A 17,962-nucleotide genomic window follows, 5' to 3' on the forward strand; every position below is an offset into this window, starting at 1 on the left:
GCTGCGACTCAAGTTGAATGTTCGACCACCACAAAGCTGGCGGCGTAGTCGGTTTCGTCAGTCACCGAGACGTGGGCGCGGAGCTGGCGCGATTCGAACCACAGCTTGAGTGCGCCATGCAGGACGATCTCGGGCTTGCCGCTGCGCGCCTTGGCGATTTCGCAGGAGCGCCAAGTCATCGGCATGCGCATGCCCATGCCAATCGCCTTGCTGAACGCCTCTTTCGCGGAAAAGCGGGTGGCCAGGTAGCTCACACCACGGTCTGGCCAGCGAGCCGACCGCGTTTTCCAGGTGGCCAGCTCACCGTCGCTGAGGATCTTGCGGGCGAAGCGCTCGCCGTGCTTGTCGATGCTGGCGCGGATGCGCCGCACATCGCAGATATCGGTACCGATGCCGTAGATCATTCGGCAGTGGTTGTTAAAAACGCGTTGCCAATGCAGCGCAGATAGTCTTTCACCGTGGCGGTGTAACCCAGCTCAAGCGCATCGGCGATCAGGGCATGGCCGATGGACACCTCCTGCACGCCGGGTACGGCACGCAGGAAATCGGTGAGATTGTCGCGGTTAAGGTCGTGACCCGCATTGATACCCAGCCCTGCAGCGGCTGCGGCACGCGCTGCATCGGCAAATGACTGCAGGGCTGCCTCTTTGTCAGACGTGGGCCAGGCGCGGGCGTAGCTCTCGGTGTAAAACTCCACGCGATCGGCACCCACGGCTTTGGCGGCTGCCATGGCGCCGGCGACCGGATCCATGAACAGACTCACCCGCACGCCGCGCGAATGCGCCTGCTCGATCAGCGGCGCCAGACGCTCTGTATCTTCCGGAAAGGTCCAGCCATGGTCGCTGGTGAACTGGTCTTCGCTGTCGGGGACGAAGGTGCACTGGTGCAGTGGCAGGCCACGGGCCGTGAGATCACGCACAAAGTGCATCAGGTTCTGCAGCGGATTACCTTCCACATTGAACTCGCGGTCTGGCCAGTCTTTCATCAGTGCGGCCAGCTCGTACACATCGTCGGGGCGGATGTGCCGCTCGTCGGGACGCGGGTGCACCGTGATGCCCTGCGCGCCCGCTTCCAGGCACAGCTCTGCCGCGCGGCGAACGCTGGGAATGTCCAGGTGCCGCGTATTGCGAAGCAGGGCCACCTTGTTGACATTGACCGACAGCGCCGTCTTGCGCACGCCGCCGTGGAGAGTGGTCAGGTCAGAGATCATGATTTACCAAGGGTTAAAGCGCTTGAGCGTCAGAGCGCCTGCAATTCCATCATCATCTGCCGGGTTTTCAGCAGCTTCACACCGCAATGGTAGTGCAGCAGCCCGCGCAGCTGGTGCTTGAGTTCGTTCAGCCCCGGAATGCAGGCCCGCACCGTGTCGGAGAAAAGCGCATCGTCCGCCAGCGCCTGCTGCAAGTCCTGCCACTGCGCGCCCGGCAGGCTGCTGCGGTCATCGTCATGCGCCAGGCGCAAGCCGGACTCTGCCACCAGCACATAGCGCGATGCGGGCTCCAGTGGCGCCAGCGTGGCGGTTTCAGCGTCGAGCAAGGGCAGCAAGCCGATGTCCCGCAGCAGGCGCAGCTCAAAGGCCCGCAGGGCGATCTGCAAGGTGTCCTGATGACTCTGATTGGCCAGCAGCTGCACTGTCGCCGCATAGGCATCAAACAGCAGCGGATGCGGATCGTCACGCGCCAGCAGGCGCATCAGCAGTTCGTTGAGGTAATAGCCCGACAGCAGGGCATCGCCGGTCGGCATGACATGACCGCCCTGCCATTCGGCGCTTTTCAGCGTGCGGATTTCTGCGTCCCCGCCAAAAGCCACATGAAGCGGCTGCAGGGGCAGCAGAATGGGCCGGAAACCCGAGCTCGGCTTCTTCGCCCCCCGCGCCACCAGCGCCACCCGGCCATACGTGCGGGTGAACACCTCCACGATCAGGCTCGATTCGCTCCAGTCGTAGCGGTGGAGCACGTACGCCGGCTCGTCAGTGATGCGTTTGGTAACCACTCGCCCAACTCAGATCACGCAAGATGCGCAGAGAGAAAAATCCAAGCAGAGCCGCGGAACGGTCTTCGCCCGGCCCCAGGCGTGGCGGCCCCCTCGGGGGGCAGCGCAGTACACGCAGTGACAAGCGTGGGGGCCCTATTCATACCCGAAGGTTTTGACCCGCGCCTCATCATCCGCCCAGCCGGAACGGACCTTGACCCAGATTTCCAGAAACACCTTACCGCCAGTGAGCGCTTCCAGCTCGTGCCGTGCCTCGGTGCCGATGCGCTTGAGTTTTTCGCCTTTCTCGCCAATGATCATGCCCTTGTGGCCATCACGTTCGACCACGATGGTCGCCGCGATGCGCCGCAGGCTGCCTTCTTCCTCGTATTTGTCGATCACCACCGTCGAGGTGTACGGCAGCTCGTCACCCGTCAGACGGAACAGTTTCTCGCGGATGATCTCGGCGGCCATGAAGCGGTCGCTGCGGTCCGTCAGCTCATCGGCACCGTACATCCAGGGCTGCTGCGGCAGGTATTTTTCGCAGATGCCGAAAAGCCGCTCGATGTCCTTGGCGTTGTTGGCCGACATCGGCACGAATTCGGCGAAGTCGTGGCGCTCCTGCATGGAACGCAGCCATGGTGCGATCTCTGCGCGCCGGTGGATCAGGTCGAACTTGTTGGCCAGCAGGATGGCCGGCGTTTTCTCGGGCAGCAAGGCCAGCACCTTGGCATCGGCCAGGTTGAACTGCCCGGCCTCGACCACAAAAATGATCAGGTCCACGTCGTTGACCGTGCCCACCACGGTACGGTTGAGCGAGCGGTTCAGGGCATTGCCGTGTCGCGTCTGGAAGCCCGGGGTATCCACGAAGACAAACTGGGTGGCGCCCACGGTGCGCATGCCGGTGATGCGGTGGCGTGTGGTCTGCGCCTTGCGCGAGGTGATGCTGATTTTCTGACCCACCAGCGCGTTGAGCAGGGTGGACTTGCCCACGTTGGGCTTGCCGACGATGGCAATCAGACCACAGCGCTGCTCGTCAGCGGCAGGCACACTGGCCGACGCTTCGGCTGCGGGCACGGCGGCGCCGCGCGCCTTGAAGGCCTGGGCCAGCATGGCTTCCAGGTCGTCGGGTGCCTGCGCCGGTTGGTCCGCCGCTGCGCCATCCTCCGTCTGAGCGTCTTGTGCTGCAGCCTTGGTGGGCTTGGAAGGGGAAGTCTTTTTGCCTGTGCTCATGGTGTGTTCAGTGGAGGGGAGATTCCCCAAACGGCCGGAAATTCGACCTCAAGCGACCTGAAGCGACATCAACCGACCTCAGGTATCCAGCGTCTTGACGAACATGAGCATGGCCGCCGCCGCCGCCTGCTCACCGGCGCGCCGGGAGCCGCCAATGCCGCGCTCGGTGCGGCCGTACTCGGTGATTTCGCATTCAACGTCAAAGGTCTGCTTGTGAGCCGCGCCCATGGTGCCAACCACACGATAGATCGGCAGATTCATTTTGCGCCCCTGCAACCACTCCTGCAATTCGGTCTTCGGGTCTTTGCCGATCGCCTGCATCTGCGGATTGATCTCGACGTTCTGGAACAGGCGCCGAACCAGGGCCGACGCCGTGTCGAAACCGGCGTCCAGGTAGACTGCACCAATCACCGCCTCCAGCGCATCCGCCAGAATCGACGGCCTTTTTTGTCCGCCTGACTTGGCCTCGCCCTCACCCAGCCGTAACAGAGCCGGCAGGCCCAGATCGACCGCCAGCCTGTGCAGTGTGTCCTGCTTGACAAGATTGGCGCGCACACGCGACAGATCACCTTCGGGCAGTTCACTGAGTCGTTCGTACAGCAGGCCGGCGACTGCAAGGTTGAGCACCGAATCGCCGAGAAACTCGACCCGCTCGTTGTGATCCGTCGCAAAACTGCGGTGCGTCAGCGCCTGGATCAGAAGCCGCGGGTCAGCAAACTCATGTTGCAGGCGCTTTTGCAGCGCCTGCAGCTGCGGGCCAAGGGCAACACTCACCGGCACTTAACGGGAGCGGCCGGTGTACTTCAGCAGAAGGTAGGCCGGCCCGGCCATGTGAATCTCACGGCTGTAAGCAAAGGAGACCACCACCTTGTCGCCTTCTTTGGTGACCTGCAGGTCCTTGCCGGCAATCGATTCGATGTTGTCGATGGAGGCTGCCTTGTCAAAGACGGCTTTCACTTCTGGAACGGTCGTGCCTTCGGCTGCAGCCTTGTTGGCCGCTTTGACGATCGCCTGGAACTCGATCACCGTGGGCAGAACCTGGGCGCCCAGCACGGCACCACACGCCAGAACGCCAGCGATGAACAGAATACTGATAAAGGAAATGCCACGTTGCCGATGTTTCATTGTTTGCTCCTGCTATCCGGAAGGTCAGTTGTAAGAAGTGACAGCGCTGTACCCGACTGCCCTTACGCACTTACTCAAAGGATCCAATGCGCTTGAGGTTGCCGAAATTCATCCACACAAAGAAGGCCTTGCCCACAATGTTCTTCTCGGGCACGAAGCCCCAGTACCGTGAATCCAGCGAATTATCGCGGTTGTCACCCATCATGAAGTAATGGCCTTCCGGCACCTTGCAGACCACGCCTTCACTACTGTAGCGGCAATTCTCCTTGAAAGGAAAGTCGTCCGCACCCGGGATGAACGCGGGGCGATCCTCATCATTGAGCAGGCGATAGGTTCTGTTGCCGGTCGTTTCCTCAAACTGCTTGGCGTAGCGCAACGCGTCTTCGTCAAAGAAGTCAGGGAGCGGCTTCTGGGGCACGGGCACGCCGTTGATGGTGATCTTCTTGTTCAGGTACGCCACCTCGTCACCGGGCAGGCCGACCACCCGCTTGATGTAGTCCAGGCTGGGCTTGGGCGGGTAGCGGAACACCATCACGTCACCACGCTGGGGGCTGTTGTTGTCCAGTATCTTGACGTTGATGACTGGGAGGCGAACGCCGTAGTGGAATTTGTTCACCAGAATCAGGTCATTGATCAGCAGCGTCGGGATCATCGAGCCCGACGGAATCTTGAACGGCTCGAACAGGAAAGAGCGCAGCAGAAAGACAATCACAATCACCGGGAACAGGCCAGCGGTCCAGTCCAGCCACCAGGGTTGCATGATCAGGCGCGCACGCGCGTCGGCAGTCTGGTCGTCGACCTGCGTGATGCCCATTTTGGCCAGCTCTTCACGCCGCTGCGCCGCGCTCGACTCCAGCGCTGCAACGGCCTGACGGCGCTGGGGCAGGAAGTAAAAGCGCTCGGCGAGCCAATAGACGCCCGTGACCACCGAGGCCAGGAAAAGCATCAGCGAAAAATTGCCTTCCACCACCCCCATGTACCAGGCGGCGCCGTATCCGGCAAACGCAGCCAGGAGAACCGCGGTGATGGAACTCATTGCGCCGCCCATCACTCATCCACCTGCAAGATGGCCAGAAATGCCTCTTGGGGCACCTCGACCGAACCGATCTGTTTCATGCGCTTTTTGCCTGCTTTTTGTTTTTCGAGAAGCTTGCGTTTGCGTGAAATATCGCCCCCGTAGCACTTGGCGATCACGTTCTTGCGCAGCGCCTTGATTGTCTCACGCGCAATGATGTTGGCCCCGATGGCCGCCTGGATGGCGACGTCGAATTGCTGGCGCGAAATGATCTCGCGCATCTTGGCCACCACCGCCCGGCCGCGGTAGGCCGACTGGCTGCGGTGGACGATGATGGACAGCGCATCGACCTTCTCTCCATTGAGCAGGATGTCCACCTTCACCACGTCGGACGCCCGGAACTCCTTGAACTCGTAGTCCATCGACGCGTAGCCGCGCGACACCGATTTGAGCTTGTCGAAAAAGTCGAGCACGATCTCGCCCAGAGGCATCTCGTAGGTCAGCATGACCTGCTTGCCGTGATAGGCCATGTTCAGCTGCACGCCGCGCTTCTGGTTGGCCAGTGTCATGACGGCGCCGACATAGTCCTGGGGCATGTACAGGTGCACCGTCACGATGGGTTCGCGGATTTCGTTCACGCGGCCGGTGTCGGGAATCTTGGACGGGTTCTCGACCATGATGACCTCGCCGTCCGACTTGACCACCTCGTACACCACGCTGGGCGCGGTGGTGATCAGGTCCTGATCGAACTCGCGCTCCAGTCGCTCCTGGACGATTTCCATGTGCAGCAGGCCCAGGAAGCCACAGCGAAAGCCGAAGCCCAGCGCCTCGCTGACTTCGGGCTCGTAGTGGAGCGACGCATCGTTCAGCTTGAGCTTTTCCAGCGCATCGCGCAGCGATTCGTACTCGCTGGCTTCGGACGGATAGAGCCCCGCGAACACCGCCGGCTGGATTTCCTTGAAGCCGGGCAGCGGCTCGGTCGCCGTCCATGCCGCGCCGCCGGTTCCCGGCTTGACGAGCGTCACCGTGTCGCCCACGCGGGCTGCCTGCAATTCCTTGATGCCCGCGATGATGAAACCCACCTCGCCGGACTCCAGCGACTGGCGGGGCTGGGTGTGCGGCGTGAACACGCCCAGTTGCTCGGCGTTGTAGGTTGCTTCGCTGGCCATCAGCTTGATGCGCTCGCCCCTGGCAATCCGCCCGTCGACCACGCGCACCAGCATCACCACGCCCACGTAGGCGTCGTACCAGCTGTCGATGATCATGGCGCGCAGTGCGCCTGCCGGGTTGCCCTTGGGCGGCGGGATGCGTGCGACCACCGCCTCAAGAATCTCGTCGATGCCCATGCCGGTTTTGGCGCTGCAGGGAATCGCATCGGTCGCATCAATGCCGATCACCTCCTCGATTTCCTGCTTGGCGTTGTCAGGGTCGGCCTGCGGCAGGTCCATCTTGTTTAGCACGGGCACCACCTCGACACCGAGGTCGAGTGCTGTGTAGCAATTGGCGACCGTCTGTGCCTCCACGCCCTGGCTGGCATCGACGACAAGCAAAGCGCCTTCGCATGCCGAGAGCGAACGACTCACTTCATAAGAGAAGTCCACATGGCCTGGCGTGTCGATCAGATTGAGGTTGTAGATCTCTCCATTGCGGGCCTTGTATTGCAGCGCAGCGGTCTGTGCCTTGATGGTTATCCCACGCTCCTTTTCGATATCCATCGAATCCAGAACCTGCGCGCTCATCTCACGGTCCTGCAATCCACCGCAGCGCTGGATGATGCGGTCGGCCAGCGTGGACTTGCCGTGATCGATGTGGGCAATGATCGAAAAATTTCTGATGTGATTCATCAACGGGAGCGCCTAAGTACTTGAAACTACTGCGAAGAGATGGGGGTCAATCGCGATGGGCCATAAAAAAGGGCGCGTCGATTTGCGACGCGCCCTGAACCAACAATCTATGGCAACTGCGATAGTTGGAACTTCATTGTAGGCAAAAAGCCGGCAACGACCAGTCCCCAAACGGCCATATTTTTCCCGTTGCAGGTGAGCAACATGAATTTTATGCACAGGTTATTCACAATTTCAAAGAGGTTGTCTCTGGACAACTTGTGGGTGATCTGTGAATCGAGGTTGAACACCTTCAAATCCGGAGGAATCAGCCCGAATGAATCGATTGATATGCAAAAAATCAACCGTATTCAGCGCTCATTCTATCCAAAGTCGTCACACGTCCGATTAATTTGTTTGTTTGCGCTCACACACTTTTATCTTGCCTGTGCGATGAGCGCGCAAAAATATATTTGAAAGCAGGGCCGCATCGCGGCTGGAAGGAGACAAAAGCCCCCAGACCCGGCAGGGTATGGGGGCTTTCCCGGGACTGGCGGATCGACTGGCCAAGCCTGCAGGCAACGCCTGCGATCAGCGCGTGGGACGAATCAGCGCGTATTGCGCCCACTCGCCCCGACGGAACAGTACGTTGACAGGCTTGGACTTGTCGGCCTTTGCCAAGGCGGCCTCGAATTCCTTCACGCTGGAGATTTCAGTGTTGGCGATGGCAACGATCACATCGCCCTCGCGCAGTCCACCGCGCGCAGCAGCGCCATCGACGGTGTCAACCTTCACACCGCCCTTGATTTTCAACTCCTTCTTTTGCGCGTCCTGAATTTCACTGACCACAAGACCCAGCGCCTGGCCTGCGCCCGCCACCGGCGGCTTGGGCTCGGTGGCTGATGCCTTGCGGACGGGTTTCTCAGGCTCAATCTCGGCCACCACGACCGTCAGGTCCCTCGTCGCACCCCGGCGGAACACGGTGACGATGGATTTGGTGCCGGGCTTGATGTTGCCCACCAATCGCGGCAGATCGCTGGATTTTTCAATCGGCGTGCCGTCGAACTTGGTGATGATGTCACCCGCCTCAATGCCCGCCTTTTCGGCTGGTGCGCCGCTTTCGACGCCACGAACCAGCGCACCCTGCGCCTTGCCCAGCCCGATCGACTCCGCCACTTCCTTGGTCACCTGATCGATCTGCACGCCGATGCGCCCCCGCGTCACCCGGCCGTTGGCGCGGAGCTGGTCGGCCACGCGCGCCGCTTCGTCCATCGGGATGGAAAAGGAAATGCCCTGGAAGCCGCCCGAGCGCGAATAAATCTGGCTGTTGATGCCGACCACCTCGCCACGCATGTTGATCAGCGGGCCACCCGAGTTGCCGGGGTTGATGGCGACGTCGGTCTGGATGAAGGGCAGGAAGTCACCGGTGTCACGCTGCTTGGCGCTGACAATGCCGGCCGTCACCGTGTTTTCCAGACCGAAGGGCGAGCCAATGGCCATCACCCACTCGCCCACTTTCAGGCGGCTGACGTCTCCAATCTTCACGGCTGGCAAGCCGGTGGCCTCGATCTTGACCACCGCCACGTCGCTGCGCTTGTCCGCGCCGATGATCCTGGCCTTGAACTCGCGTTTGTCGGTGAGGGTCACCAGCACCTCATCGGCGCCATCAACCACGTGGGCGTTGGTCATCACAAAACCGTCAGACGTCAGGACGAAACCGGAACCCACACCCCTGGGGCGCTCTCGCTCTTCCTCGCCTCCCGGGCTGCGCTCGGATCGCGGACCACGCGGCAGATTCGGCGGCACCGGAATGCCGAAGCGGCGGAAGAACTCCAGCATCTGTTCATCGGCGGGACCGGCGCTGGAAGCCCTGGTTTTCTCGATCGTGCGGATGTTGACCACCGAAGGGCCCACCTGATCTACCAGGTCGGTGAAGTCCGGCAGCGCACGGCCCTGCGCCAGCGCACCGGTCGCCGGCACGAAGGTCGCTACCGCCAACGCCACCAAAAAGGGAGCTGCCGCGCGCGCACGGAGCGGATTCCAGTTCATTTCAAGCATCATCAACCTCGTTGTAAATTGTCAATTTCTGTCGTCTTCATGTCGTTTTCATATGGTCTGGATCAGTCCAGCCCGCGGTGAGGCTGGACTTCAACCGTCACCGCTTGCGCTCCAGCCCGCTGGCGAACATCCGCAGTGTGGCCATGGGCACCTCGCCCATCACGGTCACCCAGTGCGTGTCGATCTGACGGGTCATGGTCTGGGTAGCCCCCATCGACAGGGCCGACTCCCGCCCATGCCGCTGCCGGTCAAAAGGCTCCACAAAAATGGAAACCGAGGCGAGGCCATCCGAGAAAATCCACTGGAGCGGCTCATCCCCCGCCCCGCCCTGGCGCTGCGTTGCCGAGCCCGACGCTGCAACTGGCCGCTTGTAGCAGCTCATCGGCTTGAAACCAGCAACCGGCGCTTTCAGCAGCCAGCCTTCGGCACTGGCGCTGGTTTTGACCAGCACGGGCTTTTCGAGCCGGTAGCCATCGGTCTTGCCCATCATCTGCAGCAATTTGTCCATCTTGACCGGTGCGTCCAGCTGCAGCTCGGAAAAAGCGGCCTGCTCCAGCACCTTGCCTTCGGCATCGAGGGTTTGCACCTTGACCACCAGCCCCTTTTTCCGCTCGGTCCAGACACGGTAGCCGAACCGCATGTTGTCCTTGGGCACCAGGGCAACCACGTCGGCCTCCAGCCCCGCCACGCGCTCAATGCCTTCCTGGCGGGCCTTGTAAAAATCCGCAATGCGGTGATCGGTGGACTGCAGCAAGTCTGGGAACAGGCCCAGCGACTCGCGCCGCTCGCTGACCACCACCTTGTGCTCGGGCATGAAGGTGACCACCTGGTCGTTGTGCCTGAAGACCGAGCGCGGCGCACCGGTCAAGGCCTCGACACGCTCCATCTGTTGGCTGCCTTCGCACACATGCCAGATGCGGGCGCTGGACATGGTCGAGCCGGACGACACCACGAAGGTGCCGATGTAGCTTCGGTTCCTCGCCGCCTCATGCATGCGGGCGAGCCATTCATTGATGCTTCTGGACTCGGCGGCAGTGGCTGGCGCAGCGGCTGCCGGCGTGGTCGCCTGGGTCGCGGGCGCCTGTGCAGCAGCATGCGGCAGCGCCGACATCACCACCCACGCCAGCAGCCACGGCTTGCAGCTCACGCGGACGTGGCGGCAGAGTCCGGTTTCAAGCGCGGTGATGCGTTCAGCGTCCGACATTGCGTGGTGTCTCAAAAGTGGCATTCCTCAGAAATCCCGACGGCACCTGAAGCGCCGACATCCCACCCACCTCTTTATGGGCGGCCAGCATTTCTTCAAGACGCGCATCCCGCACCATCGGGCCGGCGGGCGAATCCACCACCACCTGTTGCGGCGGCAATCCAGCCAACTGGCTGCCGGCTGCGGGCTGCTGCAAGGCCACGGTATTCCAGGCGATCACCGACAGCGCGGCAACCGAGGCCAGACCCGCCACCAGCTTCCAGCGGAAGGTGCCGTCGTTGGCGGCCGCACCGCGCGCAGGGCCAACGACCGCTGGCGCTGGCAACGGAACGGTGGTCAGCGACTCACGCGCCAGACGCTGGCTGAAGCGGTTCACGAAGTCCAGGTCTGCACCGCGCGTGACAGGCAACCCGGCCTGATCGGGCGTGCTCAGCACTTCCCGGATCACGTGGTAGCTGCTCCACCGGTGAATGGACGCCCCGTCAACCCGGCACGCCTGAAGCGCAGCAGTCACGTCGTCGTGACCCAGTTGCCCGTCAACAAGGGCCGAAACAAGTTCGCCAGAGGGAGGATTGAGGTTGCGCGAGTTCATGGTGGGATCAACCGAAAAAAGGACATTCAAAAAACAGCATCAACTGACAAGCTTGGACATCAAGGGCCGCCGGCGTCACCACCGCTTCCCCGACTGGTTCTCAAGCAATGGCTTGACCTTCTCCGAAATCGCCTCACGCGCCCGAAATATCCTTGAGCGCACGGTGCCGATGGGGCAATTCATCACTTCAGAAATCTCTTCATAGCTGAGCCCTTCAATTTCACGCAGGGTGATGGCCTGACGGAGCTCCTCGGGCAGGGCCTCCATGGCCCCGTTGATGATTTCAGCGATTTCCTTGCTCGCGAGCACCGCATCCGGCGTTTCCGAGCTGGTTAGTTCGTTTTCGAGCGGCGAAGTTTCATCGCTGTCGTCGCTTTGGCCTGATTTGAAGGAATTTTCCGAAACGGTCGGGTCGCGCTTGAGGTCCATCAGGGCTTTTTTGGCGGTGTTCACGGCGATCCGGTACAGCCAGGTGTAGAACTGCGCCTCGCCGCGGAACTGGGCCAGCGCCCGGTACGCCCGGATGAAGGTCTCCTGGGCAATGTCTTCCACCAGGTCGACATCCCGCACCATCCGACCGATGAGCCGCTGGATACGGCGCTCGTACTTGATCACCAGCAGTTCGTAGGCCTTCTGGTCGCCGGCCACGGTGCGCTCCACCAGAAGCGCATCGCTGTCGCCCGGTTTTTCCACGGGGTTGAGTGGCAAATCGGCACTCATGGGCGGCCGCCATCCTGCACACGCGCCCGCAGGGCGGGATGGGTATCGGGGTGTCGGGCGCGCTGCTGCATGGCGCCCGATACTGCCACACCTTGCCCCGCTGCCGGCAATTGAGGGGAATCCGGTCGCCTGGAACGGGCTGTCCGGCCCGGCGAATACACAGCACGCCGCAAGTCAAGCCAGCGATCAGGCTGCCTTGCCGCACCCACCCACAGCCACAGCGATGCCCGGTCGGAATTCTCAAGACGCAGCAACAGGACGCGCTGAAAATCTGCACCCACCGTTAACCGGTAAGTGGCCTCCCCGGCCTGATAGCTGGCACTCTCCCAGCGCCAGACTTCACCATCCCATGCCAGTTGACCCTCAGGCGCCTGAATCCACACCCGAAAGGCCAATCCAGCCAGACCGAGAACCAGCAGACCTGCCAGCAGCGCCCCGCCCGGCGCAAGCACGGCGCTCTGCGTCCACAACAGCGTGACGCCCGCACCGGCCAGCCAAAGACCCAACAGCAGGCAGGCGTGAAAACGGGAACGCCCCACCGGGTAGATCACCGGTGGGGCGTTGTAGACAGTCAAGGTGGTGGAAAGTGTGAAGACTGGCCTGCGAGGACTGAGAGAGGGTTTCAGGCCCGCTTGAAGACCAGCGTGCCGTTGGTGCCGCCAAAACCGAAGTTGTTTTTCACCGCATATTCCATCTTCATGTCCCGTGCCGTGTTGGCGCAGTAGTCAAGATCACACTCAGGATCCTGGTTGAAGATGTTGATGGTGGGCGGGATTTTCTGGTGGTGCAGCGCCAGCACGGTGAACACCGACTCGATGCCACCGGCGCCGCCCAGCAGATGACCCGTCATGGACTTGGTCGAGCTGATGACCATGTTTTTCGCATGGGCGCCAAAAGCAGCCTTGACCGCATTGGTCTCGTTCAGATCACCCAGTGGCGTGGAGGTGCCGTGGGCATTGAGGTACTGCACCTGGTCCGGGTTGATGCCCGCGTTCTTCAGGGCCATTGCCATGGAGCGCTTGGGGCCATCAATGTCCGGCGCAGTCATGTGGAACGCATCCGCGCTCATGCCGAAGCCGGAGACCTCGGCGTAAATCTTCGCGCCGCGGGCCTTGGCATGCTCGTACTCTTCGAGCACCAGCACGCCACCGCCCTCGCCCAGTACAAAGCCGTCGCGGTCCTTGTCCCACGGGCGGGAGGCGGTTTTCGGATCGTCGTTACGGGTTGACAGCGCACGGGCTGCGGCAAAACCGCCAATGCCCAGGGGCGACACCGTCGCCTCCGCTCCGCCGGCCACCATCACATCGCAGTCGCCATATTCAATCATCCGTGCCGAGAGCCCGATGGCGTGCAGGCCGGTTGTGCAGGCCGTGACCACCGCGACGTTCGGGCCTTTGAAGCCGAACTTGATGGACACATGCCCCGAGATCATGTTGATGATCGACGCGGGCACGAAAAACGGCGAAATCCGGCGCGGGCCGCGGTTGACCAGCTCCGAATGCGTCTCTTCGATCATCGGCAGTCCACCGATGCCAGAGCCAATGTTGCAGCCAATGCGGGTGGCCAATTCTTCACCCAGCGCATCGCCGGTCGGCAGGCCGCTGTCGGCCACTGCCTGAAAAGCAGCAGCCAGACCCAGATGGATGAAACGGTCCATGTGACGGGCTTCTTTTTCGGGGATGTAATCCGCGATGTTGAAACCCTTGACCTCGCCGGCGAACTTGCAGGCGAAACTGCTCGCATCGAACTGGGTGATGAGATCGATGCCAGGCGTTCCCGCCAGCAAATTGTTCCAGGACTCGGCGACGGTGTTGCCCACCGGGCTCACACATCCCAGACCTGTCACGACGACACGACGACGGCTCATTCAGTAGATCCTGAAAAAAACCTGAAAATCAGCAACTGAGTTTCAGGTTTGTTGGGGGACTGCAAAGCGGTCAGCCCGGAGCGGGCTGCGCGCCATCAGGCCTTTTGGTGGGTGTTGGCGTAGTCGATCGCGTTTTGCACCGTGGTGATCTTCTCGGCGTCTTCGTCCGGGATCTCGATGCCAAACTCGTCTTCCAGAGCCATGACCAGCTCCACGGTGTCAAGGGAATCAGCACCCAGATCGGCCACGAAGGCCTTTTCGTTGGTGACCTGGCCTTCTTCCACGCCAAGTTGTTCGGCAATGATTTTCTTCACACGTGCTTCGATATCGCTCATAGTTCCCTCTGAGGGTTGTAAATTAATCCGTGATTTTACCGCGTTAGAGTCGTTTCCCTAGCCGCTGGGCCGGACGGATGAAAACCGGCTTGAATGGACCCTGTTTTACCACCGCTGGCTGCCTTGCTTGATGGCGCGCCGCGGAGGAAAACCCTGCTACTCCGCATACGCCTACATATACATTCCGCCGTTGACGTGGAGTTCCTGGCCGGTAATGTAAGCGGCCTGCGGGCTGGCCAGAAACGCCACCGCATGCGCGATGTCCTGCGGCTTGCCGAGATGCCCCAACGGAATTTGACCAAGGAGAGCCTTTTGCTGCTCGGCGGGCAAGCCGGCGGTCATGTCGGTTTCGATGAATCCGGGCGCCACGCAATTGACCGTGATACTGCGCGAGCCCAGCTCGCGTGCGAGCGAACGCGTCATGCCCGCCACACCGGCCTTGGCCGCCGCGTAGTTGGACTGCCCGGCGTTGCCCGACGCACCCACCACCGAGGTGATGCTGATGATGCGTCCATAGCGCTGCTTCATCATGGTGCGCATGACGGCACGGCTCATGCGAAACACCGCCTTGAGGTTGGTGTCCAGCACCGCATCCCAGTCGTCGTCACGCAGGCGCATCGCCAGCATGTCCCGGGTGATGCCCGCGTTGTTCACCAGCACATGCAGCCCACCCAGTTCCTTGACCATGCCGTCGATCAGCGCCTCGGCAGCCGCCGCATCGTTGACGTTGAGGTTTTTGCCAGCGCAGCCCGGGAAGGCAGCGAGCGCCTGACTGATCTTCGCGGCGCCATCGTCTGTGGTGGCCGTCCCGACCACCTTCAGGCCGCGCTGGGCCAGTTCCATCGCAATGGCTGCGCCGATTCCGCGCGACGCCCCGGTGACCAGCGCGACCTGGCCTTCAAACTTGTTGTCACTCATGCCAGCAACTCCTTCACTTCGGCCATGGAGGCCGGATCAAACACGGCAGCGCCCGTCAATTCCGCGTCAATGCGCTTGACCATGCCGGCCAGCACCTTGCCCGGCCCGCATTCGACCACGTGGAACACGCCACGCGCCTTGATGGCCTGCACACACTGCACCCAGCGCACCGGGCCAAATGCCTGCGCATACAGCGCATCGCGAATCCGGTCCGGATCGGTCTCTACGGCGACTTCAATGTTGTTGATCACCGGCATGCGCGGCGACGCCAATTCCAGCGACTCCAGCTTTTCGCGCAGCTTTTCAGCCGCAGGCTTCATCAGGCTGGAATGGAAAGGAGCCGACACCGGCAGCAACAGCGCGCGCTTGGCACCCTGGGCCTTGAGTACTTCACAGGCCTTGTCCACCGCCGCCTTGCTGCCGGCGATGACGGTCTGCATCGGGTCGTTGAAATTCGCCGCTTCCACCACTTCAGCGCTGCCAGCGCCAAACGTCTGCGCGGCTTCGGCGCAGCCGGCAATCACCCTGGCCGCGTCCATGCCCAGAATCGCCGCCATCGCCCCCACGCCCACCGGCACCGCGTCCTGCATGGCTTGCGCGCGAAAGCGCACCAGCGGGGCTGCCTGCGCCAGCGTCAACACGCCTGCGGCCACCAAAGCGGAATACTCGCCCAGGGAATGGCCTGCGACCACCGCTGGCTCCTCACCGGTTTCGGCCAGCCAAGCGCGGTATGCGGCGACGCCAGCAACCAGCATGACAGGCTGCGTGTTGGTGGTCAGGGCCAGCTCTTCCTTGGGGCCCCCACGAATCAACTGACCGATGTCCTGGCCGAGCGCTTCAGACGCCTCAGCAAGGGTCTGCGCGACCACCGGATGGTCACCCCATACGTCGAGCATGCCGACGGACTGCGAGCCCTGACCCGGAAAAACAAAAGCAAACGGTTTCAAACCACAACTCCAAAGTTACAAGCAGACGAAGCGGCTACTGCCCGCCGGGGCCTGCCCGCCAATTTTAAGAACACCTCAAACGCTGCCTCACACCGAGTGCGGGCGCTCACGCCTGACCAGCCGGGCCAGCCGCCCGAACCCTATCCGCACGCTGCTGACCAGACAGGCCACGGCCAACCAGGGGTCCAGCAGGTAATCCCACAGGTTATTCGACTCCATCCAGCCGAACGTCCATGCCAGCAGCGCCAGCGCCACCAGCACCGGCAACCGGCGCAGATCCTTCATCCATGCAAACAAGCACACCAGCGCCAACACACCCCACAGGCTGGCGCTGCCCCAGCCCAGGCGGTAGGCATCCCAGTCGCCCCAACCCAGGGCCGTCGGATAAAGAATCAAAGCGGCCACCGCAACAAATGCCGACACGGCTGCCTGCTCGCGCCCCGCCTCTACAGTCCGCCCAGCCAATCGCTGCCATAAACCGAGGGCACAAATCGCCACCAGCGTGACACTCAGGTCCGATGTGATGCCACGGACATAAGCGACGATAGGCAGCGACGCGGCGCCGACCGGCACCCAGAGCAATGCGAAAACGAGCCCGGCGCTCCAGCCGAGCCATCGGCACTGTCCCGCCATGGCCAAACACAAGCGCGCCCACGCCGCACACACGGCGATGGCCACACCCATCAGCGCGAAAAGATCAGTGCCCGGCGGCAAGGTCATGGCTTTGCTCCAGCCAATGAGGGGGTTGCAGCCCCGGGCGCCCGTGCAACATCCAGCCGCACATGCTTGATGCGCGCCCGGTGCCAGGTGTATACGAGGTGCAGGTAACCATCCCGCCCCTGCAACAGGTAGGGATAGGAAAACTCGGGCGCGCACGTCGCCGTGCCGCACAGCTGACGCTTGGCGCTGGCGATGTCAGCCTGCGCGTCTGCCGCGCTGACGCCCTTTGCCAGCAACTCGGTGGTCAGCGCGCGCTCGTGGGCTTGCAAGGAACGGTCAGTCCCCATCATGGACGCCGCAAACTCCACAAGCCATGGCGTGGCGGTGTCAAAGGAGCCACCGGCAGCCGTGCCCAGCAGCGCCAGACTCTCGCGCCCGCGCGGCGCCGGATTGAGTGCCAGCCAGCGGCCGCCGGTGAAGGTGACTGCGCCAGCCAGCGCGGAATCGGGATTGGGCCAGACCATCGCCGTGGCGGGCGACCAGGTCTGGCCCGCATCGGTCGTTGAGGAAGTCATCACCGACTCCGCCCGATCGGACCGCATGAACATCTGGGCGGTGGACGGTCCGCTGACCAGCACCACAGGCTGCAGGGTTCGCCGGCTGGCCGGAACCCGCAACTTGTCGATCACTTCGCCGTCGGCATCGAGGCGCAGCACTTCGGAGAATTTGGTGATGAACTCGTGATACACCGGCAGCCCGATCTGACCATCGGCGTATGTCACCGGCGCCCCCTTGACCAGCGTGCTGATGTTGATGAAAGGCGAAGTGACCAGCCGCCGCGGCGCGCTCCAGCTGGCGCCCTCGTCGCTTGAACGCGCCCACGTGATGGAGCTGCCCGCCCATCCGCCCAGAGACACCGTCACCATCCAGAGCATCAGCGAGCCATCGGGTGCGCGTGCAATCACCGGGTTGCCGATCTTCTTCACATAACGCCAGAGTCCGCGCTCAATCTGCGTGCGGTTCAGCAGCGTCGTCTCCGGCCCCCATTGCAGCGACGTGCCGTTCATCACGGCAGAGCGGATGGCCACATCGCCGGCACCTTCGCGGGAACCCGCAAACCAGACCGCCCGCAAGTCACCGTTGGCTAGTTCAACCAGCGATGCGGCATGCACCGCCATGCCCGGCGTGGACGGGATGAAACGGGTTTCGACGGGAATGCCCGAGTCCTGGATCAATCGACCGGGAGCCAGTGCAGCAGCAGGGCCAGCGATTGGAGAAGAGCCCCCGCTGCTCCCGGCGGCCGGCGCTGGAGGGGCGACTGTTGAAGCAAACAGCGCAGGTGTGGGCGCCGAGGCGGGCGCAAGCGTGCCGAGTGGCAGCACTTTCCAGCCAGCGAGCGCAAAGGCCGCCAGCACCAGTGCGAGGCCGCCGTGGTTGCGGAGTCGTGCGGCGGCGAAATTCAAATGAACCCCCGTCTGTCTGTCGCTGGCAGCG

At 62.4% G+C, this 17,962-nt stretch carries 19 protein-coding genes; all 19 read right to left on the reverse strand.

Features of this window, described 5'->3' with window-relative positions:
- Window positions 1–8: 8 nt before the first annotated feature.
- The 19 genes from acpS to AAG793_RS08620 all read right to left on the reverse strand — a co-directional run bounded on the left by acpS (window position 9) and on the right by AAG793_RS08620 (window position 17,931).
- A complete protein-coding gene (gene acpS, locus AAG793_RS08530; protein ID WP_341906691.1) occupies window positions 9–404 on the reverse strand; it encodes a holo-ACP synthase in 396 nt (131 codons plus the stop codon).
- Window positions 401–1,210: a pyridoxine 5'-phosphate synthase gene (locus tag AAG793_RS08535; RefSeq protein ID WP_341906693.1), complete on the reverse strand. Its 810-nt coding sequence runs from the start codon at window positions 1,208–1,210 to the stop codon at window positions 401–403. The genes acpS and AAG793_RS08535 overlap by 4 nt, the downstream gene beginning before the upstream one ends.
- Before the next feature lie 29 nt (window positions 1,211–1,239).
- Complete coding sequence (recO, locus tag AAG793_RS08540; RefSeq protein WP_341906695.1) at window positions 1,240–1,992, reverse strand: DNA repair protein RecO; 753 nt, start codon at window positions 1,990–1,992, stop codon at window positions 1,240–1,242.
- 135 nt (window positions 1,993–2,127) lie between these two features.
- Window positions 2,128–3,084, reverse strand: a complete 957-nt coding sequence (gene era / locus AAG793_RS08545) for a GTPase Era (protein ID WP_341907674.1) — start codon at window positions 3,082–3,084, stop codon at window positions 2,128–2,130.
- A 198-nt stretch (window positions 3,085–3,282) separates the two neighbouring features.
- On the reverse strand, window positions 3,283–3,978 hold the full coding sequence (gene rnc, locus AAG793_RS08550; protein WP_341906697.1) for a ribonuclease III: 696 nt from the start codon (window positions 3,976–3,978) through the stop codon (window positions 3,283–3,285).
- 6 nt (window positions 3,979–3,984) lie between these two features.
- Entirely contained in the window at window positions 3,985–4,329 is a 345-nt protein-coding gene (locus AAG793_RS08555) for a DUF4845 domain-containing protein (RefSeq protein WP_341906699.1), read from the reverse strand.
- Between the two features lie 70 nt (window positions 4,330–4,399).
- The gene (gene lepB, locus AAG793_RS08560; RefSeq protein WP_341906701.1) at window positions 4,400–5,365 is read right to left on the reverse strand and encodes a signal peptidase I; all 966 of its coding nucleotides are present in this window, start codon (window positions 5,363–5,365) and stop codon (window positions 4,400–4,402) included.
- Between the two features lie 11 nt (window positions 5,366–5,376).
- On the reverse strand, window positions 5,377–7,188 hold the full coding sequence (gene lepA, locus AAG793_RS08565; protein WP_341906703.1) for a translation elongation factor 4: 1,812 nt from the start codon (window positions 7,186–7,188) through the stop codon (window positions 5,377–5,379).
- A gap of 570 nt (window positions 7,189–7,758) precedes the next feature.
- Window positions 7,759–9,225, reverse strand: coding sequence for a DegQ family serine endoprotease (locus AAG793_RS08570; RefSeq protein WP_341906706.1), 1,467 nt, complete (start codon window positions 9,223–9,225; stop codon window positions 7,759–7,761).
- A gap of 97 nt (window positions 9,226–9,322) precedes the next feature.
- Window positions 9,323–10,429, reverse strand: coding sequence for a MucB/RseB C-terminal domain-containing protein (locus tag AAG793_RS08575; protein ID WP_341906709.1), 1,107 nt, complete (start codon window positions 10,427–10,429; stop codon window positions 9,323–9,325).
- Entirely contained in the window at window positions 10,416–11,021 is a 606-nt protein-coding gene (locus tag AAG793_RS08580) for a sigma-E factor negative regulatory protein (RefSeq protein ID WP_341906712.1), read from the reverse strand. Before AAG793_RS08580 ends, AAG793_RS08575 begins: the two co-directional genes overlap by 14 nt.
- A 75-nt stretch (window positions 11,022–11,096) precedes the next feature.
- On the reverse strand, window positions 11,097–11,741 hold the full coding sequence (rpoE, locus tag AAG793_RS08585; RefSeq protein ID WP_341906715.1) for an RNA polymerase sigma factor RpoE: 645 nt from the start codon (window positions 11,739–11,741) through the stop codon (window positions 11,097–11,099).
- On the reverse strand, window positions 11,738–12,316 hold the full coding sequence (locus tag AAG793_RS08590; RefSeq protein ID WP_341906718.1) for a hypothetical protein: 579 nt from the start codon (window positions 12,314–12,316) through the stop codon (window positions 11,738–11,740). The genes rpoE and AAG793_RS08590 overlap by 4 nt, the downstream gene beginning before the upstream one ends.
- Before the next feature lie 47 nt (window positions 12,317–12,363).
- Entirely contained in the window at window positions 12,364–13,608 is a 1,245-nt protein-coding gene (fabF, locus tag AAG793_RS08595) for a beta-ketoacyl-ACP synthase II (protein ID WP_341906721.1), read from the reverse strand.
- Window positions 13,609–13,703: 95 nt separating this feature from the next.
- Window positions 13,704–13,943: an acyl carrier protein gene (gene acpP / locus AAG793_RS08600; protein WP_007873885.1), complete on the reverse strand. Its 240-nt coding sequence runs from the start codon at window positions 13,941–13,943 to the stop codon at window positions 13,704–13,706.
- A 171-nt stretch (window positions 13,944–14,114) separates the two neighbouring features.
- Window positions 14,115–14,861, reverse strand: a complete 747-nt coding sequence (gene fabG / locus AAG793_RS08605) for a 3-oxoacyl-ACP reductase FabG (protein ID WP_341906724.1) — start codon at window positions 14,859–14,861, stop codon at window positions 14,115–14,117.
- A complete protein-coding gene (fabD, locus tag AAG793_RS08610; RefSeq protein ID WP_341906726.1) occupies window positions 14,858–15,808 on the reverse strand; it encodes an ACP S-malonyltransferase in 951 nt (316 codons plus the stop codon). Before fabD ends, fabG begins: the two co-directional genes overlap by 4 nt.
- An 87-nt stretch (window positions 15,809–15,895) precedes the next feature.
- Window positions 15,896–16,528, reverse strand: coding sequence for a hypothetical protein (locus AAG793_RS08615; RefSeq protein ID WP_341906728.1), 633 nt, complete (start codon window positions 16,526–16,528; stop codon window positions 15,896–15,898).
- A complete protein-coding gene (locus AAG793_RS08620; protein ID WP_341906731.1) occupies window positions 16,525–17,931 on the reverse strand; it encodes a sialidase family protein in 1,407 nt (468 codons plus the stop codon). The genes AAG793_RS08615 and AAG793_RS08620 overlap by 4 nt, the downstream gene beginning before the upstream one ends.
- Window positions 17,932–17,962: the final 31 nt, after the last annotated feature.

The organism is Polaromonas sp. YR568 (assembly GCF_943372955.1).
In the GTDB taxonomy this organism is placed as follows: domain Bacteria; phylum Pseudomonadota; class Gammaproteobacteria; order Burkholderiales; family Burkholderiaceae_C; genus Polaromonas.